This is a genomic window from Pseudarthrobacter sp. CC12 (assembly GCF_039907755.1).
Classification (GTDB): Bacteria; Actinomycetota; Actinomycetes; order Actinomycetales; family Micrococcaceae; genus Arthrobacter; species Arthrobacter niigatensis.
This window is the reverse complement of record NZ_JARDJH010000035.1, coordinates 1-19,756: the sequence shown is the minus strand read 5'-3', so window position 1 is coordinate 19,756 and position 19,756 is coordinate 1. Positions and strand designations below refer to the sequence as shown.

The following is a 19,756-nucleotide window of genomic DNA, read 5'->3' as shown; positions in this document are numbered from 1 at the left end:
GGCCGTCGAATCTGAATGAGGGCTGTGAACCGGCCCACAGGTTGCCATCAGGGGTGGCGGAGCGTCACCGGAGACATTGGTTTGCCTTTCCAGCCCCCACTTGATAGAGCCCGGGGGAACGTCACACGACGGCAATCCGGCGATCCTTTGCACTGAAACCACACGTTTATCCACATAGGCAGCGAAGCTCCTGACGTTGGCTGCGTCCTGTGGCTAGCGTCTGGGTACATGCACGAAGGATCCCGACCCATGATGCTCAACTGCACGCTGGTGGATGGCCCCGGATCAGCGCGGGGTCAGGCACCCGTGGAACTGTCCATTAGCGCCCCGGCCGGCACGGCAGGCTCCGTAATCCATGAACACTTGGTCCGGAAATTCCGTGCGGGCATCGTGGCCGTCGAGGGAGAGGACCTGCGTTCCCTGGTCCTCGGAGTGGCTCCCCTTGTAGAGGCAGCGGTCCTTGTCGACGGCGGTACCTCCCTGCCCGCCGGGCGCACCCGCCAGCGGCCGGCTCCCGGCACGGCGCCTCCCCTGGTGCTTGCCGTTGACAGCGGACCAGCAGCGGGCACGGTCGTTCCTTTACGGCGCGGCAACTACAGCATCGGCAGAAGCGGAACGCGGATAGCCATCCCGGACCCGGAACTGTCGCGTGAGCACGCACGGATCGTGGTCACAGACACTGACATCCTGTTGATAGACCTGGACAGTGCCAACGGCACCTATGTCGACGGCGAAAGGATCCGGACCACGGTCATCTCCACGGACTCGAGCATCACGTGCGGGCAGTCAACCCTGTCGCTGGTTATTGCAGAGCCGCCTGGCCGGCCCCTGGCTGACGCCGGATCGTCCGTGACGGAGCCCATCGTCGTCCAGGGCCGTGCAAACGCCGGCAACCGGACAGCCCTGGTCCTGGCTGCGGTCCTCCCGCTGGCAATCGGGGTGCTGCTGGCCATATTCACCGGAATGTGGATGTTCCTCGCCTTTTCCGCGGCGTCCGTAGTGTCTGTCCTAGTTCCTGCTGTTACCGGCAGGCGGGAGAAAAGGGAGTTCTCCCATGCCACGAAGGCGGCTGTTGCGGAAGACCGGGAACGCCGACGGCGGAGCGCCCCTCCCCTGTCCCTCGTCGCATTGGCCGCGCAGCCGGCTGATGGGACGTCCGGCACGGGAGCACGCGGCGTGTGGTTGCGGCTGGGCCAGGCAGACCAGGCAGCCAATGTCAGGATCGAGGGGCAAGGTGCTGGTCGGGCGGCGCCGTCGGCGGGCATGGTTCCGGTCGTCCTCGACCCTGACTGTCAGTTCACCGCAGTGAGCGGTCCGCGGTCCGCGACCGACGGCGCGATGCGGTCCGTCCTGATGCAACTGGCAGGGTATCCGCGTGCAGGAGCCACGCACGTTCTGGTCCATGGGAACCCGGAAAGCCTTCCCCTCGCCGCCCGGTACCTGCCCCGGGTGACCCTGGCCGCAACGCCACACGCGGCCATCGCTGTCGTGAACAGAGGGCATCCCCGCGGCTGCGAGCGCGGTGTCCTGCTGATCCAGGAAGACACCCCGGCAGAAGCCGCTGACCTCTCGGTACGGGACGCGGCGATCCGGCGGGGATGGCAAGTGCTTCAGTTTCAGGCCCAGGACGGGGCTTCGCCGACTTCCAACGTCGTCCTCGCCGAACGCGACTCTGTCCTGGCCCAGGATCACCGCGAGACCACCTTCGTCCCCGATCTGGTCCCGGAGGCTGTGTTCACTGATTTTTGCCGGCATATGGCGGTCATACGGAGGCAGGACAACGACCGGCCGGGCAACATTCCCGCTGTCTGCGGCCTTGGCCACGTCCTGCCATTGACGCCCGATGCCACCGCTGACCGCTGGCAGTCAAGCCTGGATAAGGATGGACTGGCCCTACCGCTGGGCATCTGCGCATCAGGAACCAAGACCATTGATCTGCAGTACGACGGGCCCCACATGTTGGTGGCGGGCACCACCGGCTCTGGGAAGTCGGAGCTGCTCCGGAGCCTCACCCTGGCACTCGCCCTGAGCTATCCGCCCGAGCGGGTCAATTTCTTCTTCATCGATTTCAAGGGCGGTTCAGGACTCAGCCCGCTCAGTGGCCTCGTCCACTGCGTGGGACTCCAGACCGACCTGGCCAGCTCCGACATGGAACGAACGCTGACCTCGTTGCGCGCCGAACTGCGCCTCCGGGAGAAGTGCCTTGCCGACGCCAACGTCCCGGACATAACCACGTACCGTTCCACCAGTGCGTCGGAGGATTTTGCCCTCCCACACCTCGTCATCGTCATCGACGAGTTCAGGATGCTGGTTGATGACCTGCCGGAGGTGCTCCGTGAATTGCTGAGGATCGCGTCAATCGGGCGCTCTTTGGGCATTCATCTGATCATGGCAACCCAGCGGCCGCAGGGGGCGCTGACAGCCGATATCCGCGCAAACGTGACCACAAGCATCGCCCTTCGCGTGCAATCCGATATGGAGTCGGTGGACATTATCAATTGCAGGAGCGCGGCCCAGATCAGCGTTGACGCTCCCGGCCGCGCCTTCCTTGTCCGTGGAACGGAGGCCGCCGAGGAGTTCCAGGGGGCTTCGCTGGCTTCGGTGGCAGCGGACCAAGGTCCGGGTTTCGTTTCTGTCCGCCGGACGACGGACTTCCTGGCCTGCCAGGTGGCCGGCCCGGCCACCGCACCGGCTCCTGTGTCTACTCCCGTGCAGGCAGTGGAACCCCTGCTGGCATTGGTGCGGAACCTCTGCACCCACGAGGGCAAGAAGGCGCCAAGGAGGCCCGTTGCCCCCGCCCTGCCGGAGGACCTGGAAGAACCTGCTCCCCGCCCGTCACCAGCCTCTGGTGTCCCCGGCCTGTGGGCCCCGGAACACGTGGACGCGGCCTCCGGTGTTTGCCTCGGCCTGATGGATACGCCGGAGAAGCAACGGGTGGAACCCCTGGTGTGGGATCCCGCCCACCACGGCCACGCAGCGTTTATCGGCAGCCCCGCGTCCGGCTCGCAGGCAGCCCAGGAACTCGCCGTCCACAAGCTGCTCACCAGGCCCCAGGAAGCCCATTTCTATGTCCTGGACGCAGCGGGAAGTTTCCTCGGGCTGGCTGGCACAGGCCGGATGGGCGCCCGGGCCGGACTGGACGATCTGCGGAGGGGGGTGCGGATTCTTGAGCGGTTGGCCGGTGAGCTGGGCCGGCGGAGGAGCCATCCAGCGCCCGGACAGGTACGTATTGTCCTGGTCGTTTCGGGCTGGGGATCCTGGGTGTCGGCTTTCCGTTCGGGGCCGCTGGCCTGGGCTGAAGATTTGGTGCACGACCTTGTCCGTGACGGTGCCAAGGCAGGAATCACGGTTCTGCTCACGGGGGAGCGGGAACTTGTCACAGCCAGGTTTTTCGGCGCCGTACCAAACCGTTTCTACTTCCCTGCCGGTTCCACCGAGGAGGGCCGCGCCATGTGGCCGCGAATTCCCTCGATGCCCGCCACCGAGGGACGGGCTGTTGCCTTCGGGCCGGTCTCAGGCGGCAGCCCTGCAATCTGTCAGATTTATCGGCGATGTGCCCCGGAGTGGCCGCTCGAAACTGGCCAGGAGTATCCGGGCCATCTGGTACCTCCCATCCGGGTTGAGCCTCTCCCTGCGCTGATCACGGTCCGGGAGGTCGAAGCGATGGCACTGGCGGCAGTGGCACAGCCGCCAACAGTTCAGATCCCAGCAGGTCAGGGCCCCTCCGCCAGCGACCGCGGGACGGGTAGCACTCCCGTCCATGCGGTGCAGCGCGATAAGTTGCTGGGGGTGGCCGGAGACGAGGTTGCCGCCGCGTTTGTCCGCGTCCCGGGTAACTCGGTAGTGGCCGTTCTTGGCGGCCCGGGAAGCGGTAAGAGCAACACACTGCGGGCACTGCAGGCGCTTAATCCATCCCAACCCTGGCGCGCACATCAAGGGCCACCGCACTCCCCAGAAGAGTTTTGGGCCGGCATCCTCCGGCAGGCCGAAGACAGGTTATTCCCGCGGGAAACAACGTGGTTGGTCGACGACGCCGACCAACTTGCGCCGCAGGCACTAAGGGATTTGGGTCAACTGCATTCCTTGGGGCATTCCCTGGTGGTTTCTGCTGCCTACAGTCCCATGCTCCTCCAGCGCGTCCCGCTGATGATGACCGCCCGGGCTTCCGGCATCGGCCTGTTGCTCGGCCCGCGTTCCATGGCCGATGGCGACCTCTTCGGTGTCCGGTTCGATGTCGAATCCAATTCCCCACCGGGGCGGGCTGTCTTGATCTCCGGCGGCCGCGCAGTCCCGTTCCAGGTGGCGTGGGCTGGGACGGATGAGTGATTGCGTTCGTTCGTTGGCCCCGATGCCGGCTGCTATGGCAATAACGGCATGTCCGCGATCAAAGCGTTGGCGGGGCGCTGCCTGTGCGGGACGCGTGGCTGACAACCTTATTGGTGAAAAGGAGGACGATGGCAATGACGGCAGGAACCAGCATCGCCAACCCTGCCGGGACCAGGCCACTGGTTAAGGTGGGCATGCCTATGGTGAGGACGAACAACTGGGCCACCAGCGCGGCGGCCCTGGTCCACCGGTAACCGCGGTAGAGGAACACTGCCACCGCGTAAAGCCAGGCCGAGAAGCCGAGCAGGAGGCCCAGGGTAAAGACAGCTCCCCAAAAGGACAGCACCGGGCTGCCGCTGAGAAGTTCGTAGGCATACCAGCCGGCCGCCGCGAGGAGGGCCGTCGCCTCGGCACCAGCAATGGCTGCCACCGCCGTCGCAGCCCCTGGGACAGGGCCGCTCCGCCAACCAGTCCCGCCGGGGCTGCCGGGCTCGCTGGAGGGGGACGGAGTACCTGCTGGGTTTACCGGGGGTCTTGACACACTGGCACCCTACCGGACATAGTCGGACACTGGTGAGGGCCGGAACCGCCACTGTGATGCATCGCTCAGGTTTCATGGGATATCAGGCGTTATTACCCCTTGTTTACACAGCGTTAACATGACAGGCTTGATGCAGATGACCAAGGGGGCCCAGAGGGCCCTTTTCCTTTGTAGCCACTAGTGAATAATTTCACAAAGGCACTTCCCAGAAATGGAGCTACTGATCAGCATGGATTGGCGTAACCGCGCAGCGTGCCTCGACAAGGACCCGGAACTGTTCTTCCCCGTAGGGAACACAGGACCGGCCCTGCTGCAGATCGAGGAAGCCAAAAGCGTCTGCCGCCGGTGCCCCGTTGTCGACACCTGCCTGCAGTGGGCTCTCGAATCCGGCCAGGACGCCGGCGTCTGGGGCGGCATGAGCGAAGATGAGCGCCGTGCCCTCAAGCGCCGCGCTGCCCGCGCACGCCGCGCTTCCTAGGAACCCCGCACCGGCATAACATCGTCCGGAGCAACGAAACCGACGCACAGAGGCCCCGGGACCATCCAGAAATGGATCGTCCCGGGGCCTCTGTCAGTTCCACTCCCCGCCGCGGCCAGGGCGGCAGCTCGCCGCGCCTGCGGGCCCCTACCTGCCGGCCAGGCTCAGCCGGATCTTGACCTCGGTGCCGCCGCCCTCACGGCGCTCCCACATAATCGTGCCGCCCAGCTCACTGGTAACGAGGGTCCGGACAATCTGCAGGCCAAGGCCCTCCACGTGCGGTGTCTGCGGGAGTCCCACGCCGTCGTCGGCAATGGTCACCGTCAGCTCCTCACCGTCTTCCCCTTCGGATCGGTCGGCCACGAGCCACACTGTGCCGGCCCTTCCTTCCAGGCCGTGCTCCACAGCATTGGTCACCAGTTCGTTGATGACCAGGGCCAGCGGAGTAGCAAGATCGCTTGGGAGTTCCCCGAAGCTGCCGGAGCGTTCAGTCCTGACCTGCTGCGAGGGGGAAGCCACTTCAGCGGACAGCCGGAACTGGCGCCCGATCAGTTCGTCGAAATCGACGCTTTGAGTCAGCCCCTGGGACAACGTCTCGTGGACCAGTGCAATGGTGGCCACCCGGCGCATCGCCTGCTCCAGGCCTTGCTTCGCTTCGTCGCTCACCATGCGCCGGGACTGCATCCGCAGCAACGCGGCCACGGTCTGCAGATTGTTCTTGACGCGGTGGTGGATTTCGCGGATGGTCGCATCCTTGGTCACCAGCTCCATCTCACGCCGGCGCAGCTCTGAGACATCGCGGCAGAGGACCAACGCACCGAACCGCTGCTGCTCGTCGCGGAGCGGAATGGCCCGCAGGGACAGGCTCACCCCCCTGGACTCAATCTCGCTGCGCCAGGGCATGCGGCCGGTAACGACAAGCGGCAGGGTCTCGTCGACCAGCCGGCGGTCCTTGAGCAGGCCAGCGGTGACTTCAGCGAGCGAACGGCCTTCCAGGGATTCCCCGTCACCTAAGCGGCGAAAGGCTGAAACGCCGTTCGGGCTCGCGTACTGCACCACGCCGTCGGCATCCAGCCTGATCAGCCCGTCCCCGACGCGGGGGGCGCCGCGGCGGGATCCTGTGGGCGAGGCAAAGTCAGGCCACAGACCCAGCGTGCCCATCCGCAGGAGATCGTAGGCGCACTGCCGGTAGGTCAATTCCAGCCGCGACGGCATCCGTGAACTGGAGAGATCCATATGGGTGGTCACCACGGCCAGTGTCCTGCCGTTGCGCACCATGGGGACTGCCTCGACCCGCAGGGCCATCTCGCTGTTCCAGTTTGTCTCGCTGGAACGCTCGATGGATCTGCTGTTCCATGCCTTGTCCACAAGCGGCTGCAGGTCCGAGCGGATGCCCTCACCAACGAAGTCGCTGTGGAATGCCGTGTGTGTGGTGGAAGGACGCACATGTGCCAGGGCAATGTAGCCAAGCTCCGGGTGGGGGAACCAGAGCGCAAGGTCGGCGAACGCAAGGTCCGCGACCATCTGCCAGTCCCCCACCAGGAGGTGCAGCCACTCAGCATCGCCAGGCCCGAAATCAGCGTGTTCCCTGATGGGGTCCGTAAAGATTGCCACTGCACCTCCAGTTGCGGCGCCGAAAACCTAGCGCCGGACGATTGACCTCAAGAGCCTCAATGCTACCGACAGCGAGGCCATGTCGTCCGCCTCGAGCGCGTTCACCTCGTCGAACATGCTCTTTGCCCGGCCCAACTGCTCGGCGTTTTGTGCTTCCCAGTCCTTGAGCCGCGCGTCCGGCGACTCAGCCGTGGACGTGGCGTCCAGCACCGCCGTCGTCATATCCGACACCGTCGAGTACAGGTCATCGCGCAAGGCCGCCCGCGCCAATGCCTGCCACCGGTCCTGCCGTGGGAGGCTGCTGATCCGCTCAAGGAGTGAGTCCGCATGGAACCGGTTGAACACGGTGTAGTAGACCGCCGCAATGTCCTCCACCCGGTCCTTCCGGGAGCGGGCGATCTTGGCAATGTCCAGCAGCACAAAGCTCTCGAACAGCTCGGCCCAGCGCAGCGCAAGGCCTTCGGGGAGTTCCCACTCCCGGCCCTTGGCCAGCCATGCCGCCACCCGCTCGCGGTCGTCCCCACGGAGGTAGTCCAACAGCCGGGCGCGCATTGGATCCATCAGCGGCTTGAACTCTGCCACAACCTCGGCGATGGGGCGAGAGACACTTTCCTGGCTCAAGAGCCAGCGGACTGCCCGGTCCAGGAGCCGCCGGATGTCCAGGTGCACAGTGCTCCAGTGCTCCGTTGGGAAGGATGCCGGCAGGCTGTTGAGCTCCGCCACCATGGCGTCGAGCTCGTACACCTCGCGAAGCGCCACGAATGCCTTGGCAACCGCTACCTCGCTGGCGGACGTTTCCTCCATGACCCGGAATGCGAAGGTGATGCCGCCGAGGTTGATCATGTCATTGGCCACCACCGTGGCGATGATTTCGCGCCGCAGCGGATGGGTGTCAAGCTCGGCGTCAAAACGCTCACGGAGCTGGTGCGGGAAGTAGGAACGCAGCGTGTCCCGGAACCAGGGGTCATCGGCAAGGTCGCTGTCCCTCAGGGCCGACGCCAGCTCGATCTTTGCGTAGGCGGCCAGCACCGACAGCTCCGGCGAGGTCAGTCCCTGGCCCTGCTGGAGCCGTTCCCGCAGGGTCTCCGTGGTGGGCAAGGCCTCCAGGTCGCGCTTCAGGTCGGCGCTTTTCTCCAGCCAGTCCATGAGCCGCTCGTAGCTCGGGCTCCATTCCGCCACGCGCGTCCGGTCGTTCAGGAGCAGGATGTTCTGGTCGATGTTGTCTTCGAGGACCAGGCGTCCCACTTCATCGGTCATGGCGGCAAGGAACTCTGCGCGTTCCGCGGCCGGCAGCTTGCCGGCCGCGACCATCCGGTCAACGAAGATCTTGATGTTGACCTCGTGGTCGGAGCAGTCCACGCCGGCGGAGTTGTCGATGGCGTCGGTATTGAGGATGACACCCTGCAGGGCTGCCTCAATCCGGCCGCGCTGGGTCATTCCCAGGTTCCCGCCTTCGCCCACTACCTTGACCCGCAGGTCGCGGCCATTGACCCGGATGGCATCGTTGGCTTTGTCGCCCACGGAAGCGTTGGACTCGGACGACGCCTTGACGTAGGTCCCGATTCCGCCGTTGTAGAGCAGGTCGGCCGGCGCCAGCAGGATGGCACGCAGGAGCTCGGGCGGGCTAAGCTCTGCGGTTTCCGCCGGGATCCCCAGTGCGGCCCGGACCTGCGGCGACACGGGAATGGACTTGGCCTGGCGGGCGAAGACACCGCCGCCTTCACTGATCAGCGACTTGTCGTAGTCGTCCCAGGAGGACCTGGGGAGGTTGAACAGCCTCTGCCGCTCCGCAAACGAGGATTCCTCGTCAGGATTGGGGTCCAGGAAGATGTGGCGATGGTCAAAGGCCGCCAACAGGCGGATGTGCCGGGAGAGCAGCATCCCGTTGCCGAACACGTCGCCGGACATGTCCCCCACGCCAACGACGGTGAAGGGTTCTCTCTGGGTGTCCAGGTCCAGCTCGCTGAAGTGGCGCTTCACCGATTCCCAGGCACCGCGGGCGGTGATGCCCATGGCCTTGTGGTCGTATCCCACGGAACCTCCGGAGGCAAAAGCGTCCCCCAGCCAGAAGCCGTACTCCGCCGACAGCCCGTTGGCGATGTCCGAGAAAGTAGCCGTGCCCTTGTCTGCCGCGACCACCAGGTAGGAGTCGTCGTCGTCATGCCGGACAACGTTCGACGGCGGCACAAGCCGCTCGCCGTCACCTTCAGTCAGGAGGTTGTCAGTGAGGTCCAGCAACCCGCGGATGAATGTCTTGTAGCTTTCCACGCCTTCCGCCATCCACGCCGCCCTGTCCGTGGAAGGGTCCGGGAGCTGCTTGGCGAAGAAGCCACCCTTGGCCCCCGTGGGCACGATGACGGCGTTTTTGACAGTCTGTGCCTTGACCAGGCCCAGGACCTCGGTGCGGAAGTCCTCCCGCCGGTCGGACCAGCGGAGCCCGCCGCGGGCCACCTTGCCGAACCGAAGGTGCACACCCTCGACCCGGGGTGCGTAAACCCAGATTTCGAACATGGGCCGGGGGAACGGCAGGCCTTCGATCCGGGCCGGATCGAGCTTGAAGCTCAGGTGCGGCTTGTCCTGGTAGAAGTTGGTCCTCAGGGTTGCCTCGATGAGGTTCACGAAGGTGCGCAGCACCCGGTCAGCATCAAGGGTGGCGACCTTTTCGATGGACGCTGCCAGTTCCTGCCGCACGGACGCCTGCGTCTCAGCGCGCTCAGTCTCACCGAGGGAGGGGTCGAAGCGGGCGGCGAAGAGCGCGGTCAGCCCCCTGGTGACATCGGGGTTGGCAAGGAGCGTGTCCGCCATGAAGCCGAAGGAGCTGCTGTTGCCCATTTGGCGCATGTAGCGGGCGTAGGCCCGCAGGACCGTGATCTGCCGCCAGTGCAGGCCTTCGCGCAGCACCAGGCGGTCGAAGTTGTCCGATTCCGCGGCACCGGTGACTGCCGCGCCGAAGGAGTCGGCAAGAAGGCCGCCAGTAGTCAGCGGATCGACTCCCGCCGGGTACTTCAGGCCCAGGTCGTAGAGGAAGAAGTCCCGGTGGTCTGCTGTTTCGATTTCAAAGGGCCGCTCGTCCAGGACCTCAAGGCCAAGGTTGTGGAAGAACGGCAGGATCTGGCTCAGGCTCTTGGGCTCCAGCATGTAGAGCTTGACCCGGGCATCCTCCTCAAGTGTTGCCCCTGCACCTTCGGGAAGGTACACGTGCACACCGGGACGGTCCTGCCTCTCGCCGGTGTTCCGCTCTGCAGCGGCCCCGTACTTTTCGAACCGCGCGATGTCTTCGAGGGCATCCTCGACTTCATAGTCCACCCGGTAGCTGGCCGGGAAGGCCTCGGCCCAGGTCGCTGCGAGTTCCTTGGCCTCGGCCGCGTCGCGGCCCTCGCGCAGGACCTCCGCGATGCCTTCACTCCACGACCTGGCCGCCCGGACCAGCCGCTTCTCCAGCTCGTCGCTGTTGACGTGGCTTACATCGGCATCCTTGGGCAGCCGGATCCGGAAGAACAGCCGCGCAAGTGCCGATTCAGTCATGCGGGCTTCATAGTCGATGGAGACTGCCTGGAAGGTTTCGCGCAGTTCCTGTTCGATGCGGAGCCTGACGTTGGTGGTGTACCTGTCCCGGGGAAGGTAGACCACGGCAGACATGAACCGGCCGTAGATATCGGGCCTCAGGAACAGCCGGGTGCGGCGTCGTTCCTGCAGTTTCTGGATTCCAAAGGCGGTCGCGGCGAGATCGGGGATTTCGATCTGAAAGAGTTCGTCGCGGGGGTACGTTTCCAGGATTCCCAGGAGGTCCTTGCCGGAATGCGAGTCAGGCGGGAAACCTGCGTTCTGCAGCACCGCGTCCACCTTTTCCCTGACGATGGGAATGTCGCGGACGGAACCCGCGTAGGCGCTGGTCGCGAAGAGCCCGATGAAGCGGCGTTCACCGTTGACGTTCCCGGCGGCGTCGAAGCTCTTGATGCCAATGTAATCAAGGTAGGCGGACCGGTGAACCGTGGACCGCGAGTTGGCCTTGGTGATCACGAGGGCGCGCTTCTCCCGGGCCTTTTTGCGGCCGGTGTCGGTGAGGTGCTGGATGTGGGGCGAATCCGCGGATGCCCGGAGCAGGCCGAGGCCGCTGTCCTCGCGCAGTTCGAGGACGTCTTCGCCGTCAACGTTGAGCAGGTCGTATTCGCGGTAGCCAAGGAACGTGAAGTTCCCGTCGTCGAGCCAGCGGAGCAGGTCCTTGGCCTGCCGCAGTTCGGCAATTTGGGCGGAGTTGGCCACCCGGTCCAGGCTCTCGGCGATCTCCAGCGCTTTTTGGCGCATCCTGGGCCAGTCCTCGACGGCCGCCCGGACGTCGTTCAGGACACGGGTCAGGCCCGCGAGCAGTGCGGCCTTGGCTTCGTCGGAGATGCGGTGGATTTCGACGGCGATCCAGGACTCCATGTGCGAGGCATTTTCACCCTGCGCAATGAGGTGGGAGAGGTTCGGCATCGCTGCCGTGTCACCACTTGAAATGCCCAGGTGCGTGGGAACCCTGTTGACCTTGACCAGTTCGCCGCTTTCCCGGTTCCTGGTGGCGACAAAGAGCGGATGGACTACCAGCCTGATGGCGGCATGCTGGCGGACAAGCTCGGCGTTGACGGAGTCGACAAGGAACGGCATGTCATCGGTGACAACAAAGACAACGCTGCTGTCTTCTTCGTCGACGATCGATACCTTTGCCTGCCCGGGCTGCCGGATGGATGCCGCCCGGCGATGCTCAGCGGCGCGCGCCTCCAGGACATTCCGGGGGTAGCTTCGGGCATCTTCCTCAGCCAGGTGCTGGTAGTAGTCCCCCATGAAGCCTTCAAAGCCTTCAATGGACAGGGGCTGGTCCTCCACACTGGATCCAGACGACATCAACAACGCCTCCATTAGAGATATTAGCTGCACCCTTGCAGCTCTTATGGCGAGCCTAGTCCTTTGCCCTTCGCCGTGGTGTGGAAGAAAATACAGATGATCTCGATTTTCGCTGGTCGGGTGCACAAACGAGATCGCGGATCGCGTGTCTCAGCGCCGAGTCCGGAGAAGCTTCAAGCAGTAAGGACCCCGCCAGGAGTGCGGCGTCTGCGGCGGCGGCATCGTAGGGCAGGAAAGCCTTGAGCTCCGATGCCGGGCCGTAGCGTTCCCAGGCGTCCCGCAACTGGCGTTCGGGCGCCCTCCCCACGGAGGACGCCCGCACCTTGTTCATCACGACAGTCGGCGACGCCTGCGGCACGGCGCCCTCCAGTTCCGCCAGGGCGCGCACCATCCGGGGTACGCCTACAGGATCGGCAGCGCCAATGGCGTACACGGAGTCGGCAAGCTCCAGCGGACGCAGGGTGGCCGCATTCCGCCGCGGCGCCATGGTGTCAAAGCTAAGTTCTTCATCGGCCTCGAGGCAGAAGCCGGTGTCCACCACCACAACCTCCGCGATCTGCCGGGCCCGTTCAAGGACGAGCGCCAAGGCAGTGGCCCTCAGTTCCGTCCAACGATCGGCCCGGGTTATGCCCGTCAGCACCCGGAACGTCCCGGACGCCGTGGCAACCGTGGCGGCCACCTTCCGGAGGGCGTCCGAGTCCAGCAGGCCCTGGTCTGCAAGCCGGCACGCCTGGGCAAGTCCGGCTGACTCGTCCAGAAGTCCCAGCACCGCGGCGACGCTGGCCCCGTAGGTATCGGCGTCGACCAGCAGGACGTCCCGGCCATCGGCAGCCATCTCCCCGGCAATGTTCACGGCGACTGTGGTCCGGCCGGGCGACCCGGCAGGACCCCATACAACGATCAACTCGCCGGAGGGGTGGCCCTCCGCGTCGGCATCGGGCTGCACTGGGTCCGCCGCCAGGGCCGCCCCGGTGTCAGCGGCCGCACTCAGGTTGGCGGGCCGGGCCGCACCGGTCAGCTGGGCGACGGCGTCGGCGATGCACTCCGAAAGCTCCGCGGCCTCCACGCTTGCCAGGGTCGAGGCCACACCAATCTTCCGGAGCCGGGCTGCCTCGTCGGCATCGCCCGTCAGTGCAATGACCGCCACGCCGACAGCCCCAAGGCGGTCGACGAGGGAAGCTGTCAGGCCCTCGGACCCCTCGGCAATGACGGCAGCCCGTGCCAGTCCGCTTTGACAGGCCGCAAGAAGCTCGGGAAGTTCCGTACACCTCCGAACCACCGTAACGGGTCCGTGGAGCCTTTCGAGGCCGCCCACCAGATCCTCCTGGCGCTGGCCTACGGTCACCACCGGGATACTCATCGGACGCCGCCCGGGTTCCACACAACGGATATTTTCGCGTCATTGGCCTGCGCACCCAGCAGCGCCGGCATCTGCTTATCCTCCACCAGGACCATCAGCACCGTCGTCTTGGACGAGCCGAGGGCAGTTGAGCCAGTGGTGACCTCAGCAATTTCGGCTCCGGGAAGGATGAGCTTCGGCTCGCTGAATCCGTTCTTGGCATCAGGTTGCGCCACCCAGACGTCAACCCTGGCGCCGGCAGTTGCCTGGGACGGCAAAGTCTGCGTGATGTTGAGGGCAACGGGCTTTCGGTCCAGCCGGTCCGCACCGCCAACGCTTGCTTTGGCGACCAACTGGTCCTTTCCAATCCGCTGCACGGCGACAACATCCTTTGGCAGGCCTTCTGCTGCGGTGATGTAGTGCTGTTCCGTATCACCCAGGCGCACTTTGGCGCGGACAACGTTCTCCGGAGTCAGCCGCTCCCCCACAGCAATGCCGTCCCTGGCAGCGAAGACCTCTGTGGTGCGGTCGGCACTCCCCACCAGGAAGGTAACGCCTGCGACAGACACCAGGACCAGAAGAACGCCCACCAGCAGCCGCGGATCCTTCCAGGATGGGCGCTTCAACCGTGGTGCAGTGGCGCTTGAATCTGGAACCATACCGCTCTCCCCCTAGGTATATGGACCTGCCGGTTCTGGCCGGACTCCTCATTGTTACCGCCAGGCCTGGGGAACAAAAGTCATTTACTCAAATAGTGACCATCTGTGGAAAACAGGCACAAATGATGCCAGATGATGGCAAAATGGATCCATGCCAAGGTTCCTCACGCTCGCGGATGTCGCTGAGCAGCTCCAGATCAACTCCCCCGCCGCTTATGCCTTGGTCCGCAGCGGTGAGTTGAAGGCCATCCAGGTGGGCGGCCGGGGTTATCTTGCCCAGTCACGGGGGTCGATGCCATTTCTGCCCGGAGCTGTTGGCCGGAGGGCTTGATTCCGGTGATTGATTTCTGTGCGGTTCGTGAGGATCGTAGGGCCCGGTTGGGTAGTCTTTGGGGCGTGATGTGCTGTGGCTGAGAAGCGGTTTCTGGCGTTGGCTGATGTTTCGGAGATTCTGAATATCTCCTCAGCCCAGGCGTATGCCCTGGTCCGGTCAGGCGAATTGCCTGCGATTCAGGTTGGAGGCCGGGGGCAGTGGCGGGTTGAGTCGCGCCTTTTAGAGGAATACATTTCACGGGGTTATGAGAAGACCGCCGAGTATGTCCGTGCGCAGTCTGCTGAGGGCCGGCCCGTGCCGGACGGTGTCTAGCCCCTTTCAGGTATTCGGGCCTCGAGCTTTGTGACGGGCACTGCCTCGTTACGTTGTTTCATCATGGTCCTGTTGATGGACTGCGCGGCGCGCAGCTGGTCGTTCAGGTCTTCGACCTGGGCTTCGAGTAGTGAGATCGCTGTGCGGGCCTTATCAGTGTTCTGGCGTTCTGTGCTGAGTTGGGTTTCCAGTTCGCTGATGTAGCTGGCCATCTGTTCCGGGGTTCTTCCGGCCAGGGCTTCGGCAAGGTTGGTGTTCACTGCGCGCTTGTAGTGATCGCGTTGCTGGGTGACGGTGGCGAGTCGTTCCTGGAGCCGCAGGAGTTCGGTCACGGCGCCTTTGGGTGTCATTCCTGTCTGTTCATGGCCCTGTGCCCAGGTCGCGCGCTGCTGCGCCGCTGCGCGGGTGACCGCGGTTTTCAGTTCCGGGGTGTTATAGATCAGCCAGCGGCTGACCCCCGCTGCCCGGGCAACTGAGGAGACGGTTAGCAGCTCGGAGCCGTTGATGAGCCGGGTGATTGCTCTCCGGACGAGGGCTTGTTTGGTTTTGCTTTCCTTTTTCTTGGCCCCAATTAGCGCGGCGATGGCTGCCTGCCGTTTTTCGCTCATATTCGGTTTGTGGTTCGGACGGGTGTCAGTGGCAGCATGCGGCGTTCTCCGGTGGTTTCAAGGCGTGGCGCTGCGGGAGGGATTTGGTGCAGGAGCGTGACGGCGTCATCAATGGCGGCCTTGTCCTCGGGGGTCAGCCTGGATTTTTCCTTCAGCAGCGCGGTGCGCATTCGTTTGTAGGAGTTGATCTCTTCTTTGAGTGACTGGTGGATCCATGGTTCGGCGATGTCACCGGCCGCGGCGAGGTCTGCGGTGAGGGCGACGATGTGGGCGTCGATCTGGGGTAGATGGGAGAGGTTGGCCCGGTAGTACTGGCATCCGCCGCATTTGTTGCGGACGGGGCAGGATTGTCCGGCTGCTTTGACGTTGCTGGGCTCGGTGCAGAGGCCCAGCGGGGTCGCTACGGATTCCCGGACATAGGCTGCATAGTCTTTGGGTCCGTGGAGCAGCCCGCGGCGGTCGATCGTGGTGCTGTTGACGATCTCGATGGCCTGGCGCTGTCGTTCCCTGGTGATTTTGATGTATCCGGTGGAGGTCGTGAAGCTCTTGTGGTTCATCAGCTCCTGAATGACATCCGGCGGCGTGCTGTTGTCGCTGAGCCGTTGGGCATAGGTATGGCGCCAGTTATAGAGGCCCATCCGGGACCTGGTGAGGAAGTCGGCTGGTTTCGCGGGGTCGTCCCGGACGTCGGGCAGCTTCCGGATCCGGTCGATCCAGCGCCAGTAGTTGGTGTGAAATCCAGTGGGTGTGATGTGGGTGCGTGACTGGGGGCCGTAGGGCCGTGGCGAGGGAAACAGGTAGCTGGCGGCGTCGGGGTGGATGCCCTCGACGGTGCCAAGCGCGTTCTGCCAGGTCTGGATGATGCGGGCGGTGGAGCGGTGGATGGGAAGTTCCAGCCCGTACTCGGCGGTTTTGTGGCTGTTGTAGATGATGTAGGGCTGGCCGTCGTCGGTTTCCCGGAGGGCGTCGCGGGGCAGGGAGTAGATTTCCGTGGGCCGCCGGCCGAGGTCCCGCAGCAACTGGTAGATGGTCTGCAGCATCAGGTTGTGAAGGGCCCTGGTTCGACCGACCGGATTGGCAAAAGCTTCGTCCACGGCGAGCAGTTCCAGGTTTGCATCGAGAATCCTGATGATGTGTTCCGGGATTGCCTTCCCGGGGTTCCTGGCGCGCGCCGCAGTTGGGAGGGAATCGGCCGTGATGAACATGAACTTAGGGCTGACCCGGGCCAGGCTTTCAAGGTCCCCGCCGTTGCGGAGGATCCGCTGGAAGAGCTTGAAGTAGTCATATTTCACTGAGTCCGTACGGGGTTCACCGTCGGTGTCGGTGAGGTGGCGGTAGGCGTCCACGACTGCGTTCGCGTCTGTTCGGGTCAGGAGCTCGGGCCGGGCTCCGTGGGGGCGGCGTGCCAGGGCGTCCGAGACGACTTGGATGGTGCGTATGACGTCGCGGATCTGGTCGGCGGCGAGGTCGAAGTGCCGGGAGTAGTCTTTGGCGGCCTCGCGTAACCAGTCGACGCTGATGGGGCGGAAATCGAGGGTGCCCTTGGAGCAGAGCGCGCGCGTTGTCCGGTCCTTGCGCAGGCCAATGACGGCGGCGTCCCAGACGTCTTCGGAGCGCATGTCCCGGCCGGAATGGCGGTATCTCCACCGGGCGGTGAGCAGGCCTGCGTGCCGGAGGAACCCGATGACGCTCTTGTCGGGCCGTGTCCTGCCCTGTTCGGTGTCCAGCAGCCGGTGGATGGAACGGGCACGGGTTTCCATGGCAGTGCGGACGATCCGGCGCATTGTCTCCGGCAGAATCCGGAACGCGTTGCGGTCCCGTTCCTGCAGGACGAGCAGCAGTTCGGTTCGAAGGATCGGTGGCAGATCAATGAAGGAGAACTCATGGCGGGAGCGAAAATTGAGGGGGCGTTCGACAACGGTGAAGGCGTCGAGGTCGACTCCGAGCTTGGTGAGTTTGCGGAACATGGCGTGGTGCCAGAGGCAGAGGCCGGTCGCGCGCTGGTTGGATTCTTCCCTGCAGCACATGGCTGCGCAGGGCTTGCCGCGCCGATACATGATGGTGTCGGCAGCGGCGAAGTCCTCAATGCTCAGCCGGGGCTGTCCGTTGTCGGAGCTGTGGTGCCAGCGCGAGTAATGAAGGTTGCAGAGTCCCCTGACCATGCCCATGGCCTGGCAGCTCCGCCCGGCCGAGCCGACCATGCAGCGCGGAGCGTCCGACTCCGGAGCCCGGCGCCGGACCGGGGCCGGCTCGTCGCCAGGTTCTCCGATGATGCAGGAACGACAGAGACGGCCAGTGATGGCCGCGACGCGGGGGCAACCGGGTGTCGGGCAGGGGTAGACCCCCGTCAAAGGATTCTCCGGGTCTGCAGCGAACAGCCACAGCCTGGCGTCCCATTCCCCGGGCCGCCACCGGGGTTCGAGCATTGTCTCCAGAAAGCCCAGATAGGACTCAGCCTCAGGGACCGGCGATTCCCGGCGTAGGAACTCCGCGGAGGCTGTCACGGCCGATTCTCCTTGCCGAGCAGGGTCTCTTCAATCGCGCTGCGAAGCTCTTCCTGCGCGGGGTGCAGGTAGATGGACGTGGATGCCAGGGACCTGTGACCCAGCAACGCCATGATGACATCCGGGTCGACTTTGGCCCGCGCCCAGCCCGTGGCTGCGGTATGCCGGAATTGATGAGCTCTGACTGGCAATCCCGTGCTCTTCCCAACGGTCACGAGCATGCGGTGTAGCCCCGGGTATCCCAGAGCGGCCGGGTTCTTGGCCGTCATGGACAGGAACAAGGCGTCCGGCTGATTGCCTCCCAGGGATGCGTATCTTTGGGTCATGTAGGCGGCGTGAACTTCGCAAACATCGGCAGGCACGGGGACGTTCCGCTCATACGGTGACTTGGCCCAGGCCCCGTTCGGGTTGCTGCGCCTTTCAATATGGACGTGGGGCCCGGGAATCGTGCAGCCCAGGTGGCCGGAGTCAGGCAGCATGTGCATGTCCTCCAGCCGCAGGCCTAATACTTCGCCGGCCCGCAGCCCGCAACGCAGCATCAGCAACACCAGGAGCCTGTCCCGCGGCCTCTCGACCACCTCCAGGACGCGGCCGACCTGTGACGGGGTCAGGACCACGGGCCGCCGTTTGATCTCCCGGGCCTTCACCAGCCTGGCCGGCGCCGTCTTCCACTGCCCCTCAGGACCAAGGGAAGCAGCGGCGTGGCGGCGGCCCTCCACCGTCGCCCGCAGCTGGTCGGTGGCCAAGCCGTGGACCACGGCAAAGCGCAAGAACACCATCACGGCCGTCACATGAGCATTGACCGTCTTCCCCGACAACCCGTCCCCACTCTTATCACGCAACCCTTCAAGACTGGCCTTGTAGGCGGCGAGCTGGTGGAAGCGAAGCCCTTCCCACGGAGTCCCCCTTTCAGCGCACCAAGAGAGAAACCTCGCCAGCCTCAGCTGATATGCCTTTTGGGTATTGATAGCACGGCCCGAGTGCGCCAACCACAACGCGTAACCCCGGCATTCCTCGCTCAGGACGAACCGGTCATCCACCACAGCCCAAACGATCTCGTCCTTCTCGACCGTCACTTCCACCGCTTGAAAAATCCGCACAATCGGAAGCTATCGAGGACGAATCAAGGCAAACAACAGTCAACATCCAACTAGAGGATTAACTGTCACCAAACAGTCAGGATGCAAAGAGTGGAACGCCGTGCGAATGGTGGGTCGGGCGACGGTGGGGCCATCCTTATTCACCCGAGCGGGACCGGTACTGGCTTGAACCGCACCGGCCCGCCGCATTCGGGACCGTCAGGGTACACCCCGGTCGGCTCTGTTTCTATCGGCAGCACGCGCGCAACACGGACACCTGAAGAGCCCGCCGCGTCCACAAGGACAGAGGTGACGCTGACGCCCGGTATCAGGTAAGGCGCAGACTGGGGCACCAGCCACCTGCCGTCAGGGTCCCTGGTTACCGAGGCCGGAGTGCAATCCTCACCGAAACATGCCGCAACTGACGTTGGCTCGTGTGCAAACACCAACTCCACGTCGCCCGTGTAGGCGTACCCGACCGCGGGGCAGATGGTGCTGACACCCCCCGGACAAATACAACCAGGGCCAAGACAACGGACAGGACCCCAAACACGATCAGAAGTAGCCCCCGGAGCTTCATTCCGTGAGCCTAACCCGGATGCTCGGATGAACCAGAATCCCCAAAGTTTCTGACGCACGCTACCGAGTCGGGCTGCAATAAGTGGTGGCTCATTGCGTCGAGATGACCCATGACAGCCCAGGCGCAGAATGCACGTTAAGGGATCCCTTGTCGGGCACCCGCGTCGGCGATAAGCTCCTCAGTCAAAACACTAAATCCATTCGATAGCAATACTGGTTTCCAGGGTTATCGTGAATAGGTGCCTCGTATCCTGCGCTTGCCTTTGCTGCCGCTTCTACTCGTGGCGACGTCTTCTCTTACCGCCTGCTACACGCCGTCGTGTTCGGCATCGCTTGAACCGAACATCCTCACGCTTGATTTCTCGGCGGTAGGACGGCACGCTGACGACTTGGAATTCGAGGTTGACTGTCCAGGTAAGACTGAGTGCTTTGAGAAATCTGCGGGGGTCCGATTTGACGCTGTCACCCAAAACGCCGTCGAGGTGTGGCCTGGGGTCAGCAG

The 19,756-nt window shown here is 64.3% G+C and carries 13 protein-coding genes; 5 read left to right on the top strand and 8 right to left on the bottom strand.

What is annotated here, in order from left to right; translation table 11 throughout:
* Positions 1–249 precede the first annotated feature (249 nt).
* Entirely contained in the window at positions 250–4,326 is a 4,077-nt protein-coding gene (locus tag PV772_RS18845) for an FtsK/SpoIIIE domain-containing protein (RefSeq protein ID WP_347887147.1), read from the top strand.
* 58 nt (positions 4,327–4,384) lie between these two features.
* On the opposite strand, the gene PV772_RS18840 is transcribed toward PV772_RS18845, so the two are convergent.
* Positions 4,385–4,756, bottom strand: coding sequence for a hypothetical protein (locus PV772_RS18840; protein ID WP_141159976.1), 372 nt, complete (start codon positions 4,754–4,756; stop codon positions 4,385–4,387).
* Positions 4,757–5,096: 340 nt separating this feature from the next.
* On the opposite strand from PV772_RS18840, the gene PV772_RS18835 reads away from it, so the two are divergent.
* Positions 5,097–5,345 carry a WhiB family transcriptional regulator gene (locus tag PV772_RS18835; RefSeq protein ID WP_003804966.1) on the top strand — a complete coding sequence of 83 codons (249 nt, stop codon included), beginning with the start codon at positions 5,097–5,099 and terminating at the stop codon, positions 5,343–5,345.
* 147 nt (positions 5,346–5,492) lie between these two features.
* Here PV772_RS18835 and PV772_RS18830 read toward each other — a convergent pair whose 3' ends face one another.
* Genes PV772_RS18830 through PV772_RS18815 form a run of 4 tightly spaced genes read right to left on the bottom strand, consistent with a single transcriptional unit; the run spans position 5,493 to position 13,838 of the window.
* Positions 5,493–6,959: a PAS domain-containing sensor histidine kinase gene (locus PV772_RS18830; protein ID WP_141159975.1), complete on the bottom strand. Its 1,467-nt coding sequence runs from the start codon at positions 6,957–6,959 to the stop codon at positions 5,493–5,495.
* Positions 6,960–6,986: 27 nt separating this feature from the next.
* The gene (locus PV772_RS18825; RefSeq protein WP_141181922.1) at positions 6,987–11,840 is read right to left on the bottom strand and encodes an NAD-glutamate dehydrogenase; all 4,854 of its coding nucleotides are present in this window, start codon (positions 11,838–11,840) and stop codon (positions 6,987–6,989) included.
* 55 nt (positions 11,841–11,895) lie between these two features.
* Complete coding sequence (locus PV772_RS18820; protein ID WP_347887146.1) at positions 11,896–13,200, bottom strand: P-loop NTPase; 1,305 nt, start codon at positions 13,198–13,200, stop codon at positions 11,896–11,898.
* Positions 13,197–13,838, bottom strand: coding sequence for a hypothetical protein (locus PV772_RS18815; RefSeq protein WP_141159972.1), 642 nt, complete (start codon positions 13,836–13,838; stop codon positions 13,197–13,199). Before PV772_RS18815 ends, PV772_RS18820 begins: the two co-directional genes overlap by 4 nt.
* 151 nt (positions 13,839–13,989) lie before the next feature.
* Here PV772_RS18815 and PV772_RS18810 point away from each other — a divergent pair, with 151 nt between their 5' ends.
* On the top strand, positions 13,990–14,169 hold the full coding sequence (locus PV772_RS18810; RefSeq protein WP_246839651.1) for a helix-turn-helix domain-containing protein: 180 nt from the start codon (positions 13,990–13,992) through the stop codon (positions 14,167–14,169).
* 75 nt (positions 14,170–14,244) lie between these two features.
* A complete protein-coding gene (locus PV772_RS18805) occupies positions 14,245–14,484 on the top strand; it encodes a helix-turn-helix domain-containing protein (RefSeq protein WP_109045392.1) in 240 nt (79 codons plus the stop codon).
* Here the strand turns inward: PV772_RS18805 and PV772_RS18800 are convergent.
* Genes PV772_RS18800 through PV772_RS18790 form a run of 3 tightly spaced genes read right to left on the bottom strand, consistent with a single transcriptional unit; the run spans position 14,481 to position 18,636 of the window.
* The gene (locus PV772_RS18800; protein WP_141159971.1) at positions 14,481–15,092 is read right to left on the bottom strand and encodes a DUF6262 family protein; all 612 of its coding nucleotides are present in this window, start codon (positions 15,090–15,092) and stop codon (positions 14,481–14,483) included. The genes PV772_RS18805 and PV772_RS18800 overlap by 4 nt on opposite strands.
* Positions 15,089–17,596, bottom strand: a complete 2,508-nt coding sequence (locus tag PV772_RS18795; RefSeq protein ID WP_347887145.1) for a hypothetical protein — start codon at positions 17,594–17,596, stop codon at positions 15,089–15,091. Before PV772_RS18795 ends, PV772_RS18800 begins: the two co-directional genes overlap by 4 nt.
* Positions 17,593–18,636 carry a tyrosine-type recombinase/integrase gene (locus PV772_RS18790; protein WP_347887172.1) on the bottom strand — a complete coding sequence of 348 codons (1,044 nt, stop codon included), beginning with the start codon at positions 18,634–18,636 and terminating at the stop codon, positions 17,593–17,595. Before PV772_RS18790 ends, PV772_RS18795 begins: the two co-directional genes overlap by 4 nt.
* A gap of 857 nt (positions 18,637–19,493) precedes the next feature.
* Between PV772_RS18790 and PV772_RS18785 the strand changes: the two genes are divergently transcribed.
* The coding region (locus tag PV772_RS18785; protein WP_347887144.1) for a hypothetical protein at positions 19,494–19,756 on the top strand (263 nt) is incomplete at its 3' end.

Excerpts from the sequence above, each read along its gene's own strand:
- PV772_RS18815 (WP_141159972.1), bottom strand. The coding sequence starts at position 13,838 with ATGGTTCCAGATTCAAGCGCCACTGCACCACGGTTGAAGCGCCCATCC.
- PV772_RS18800 (WP_141159971.1), bottom strand. The coding sequence starts at position 15,092 with ATGAGCGAAAAACGGCAGGCAGCCATCGCCGCGCTAATTGGGGCCAAG.
- PV772_RS18810 (WP_246839651.1), top strand. The coding sequence starts at position 13,990 with ATGCCAAGGTTCCTCACGCTCGCGGATGTCGCTGAGCAGCTCCAGATC.
- PV772_RS18845 (WP_347887147.1), top strand. The coding sequence starts at position 250 with ATGATGCTCAACTGCACGCTGGTGGATGGCCCCGGATCAGCGCGGGGT.
- PV772_RS18820 (WP_347887146.1), bottom strand. The coding sequence starts at position 13,200 with ATGAGTATCCCGGTGGTGACCGTAGGCCAGCGCCAGGAGGATCTGGTG.
- PV772_RS18825 (WP_141181922.1), bottom strand. The coding sequence starts at position 11,840 with ATGTCGTCTGGATCCAGTGTGGAGGACCAGCCCCTGTCCATTGAAGGC.
- PV772_RS18835 (WP_003804966.1), top strand. The coding sequence starts at position 5,097 with ATGGATTGGCGTAACCGCGCAGCGTGCCTCGACAAGGACCCGGAACTG.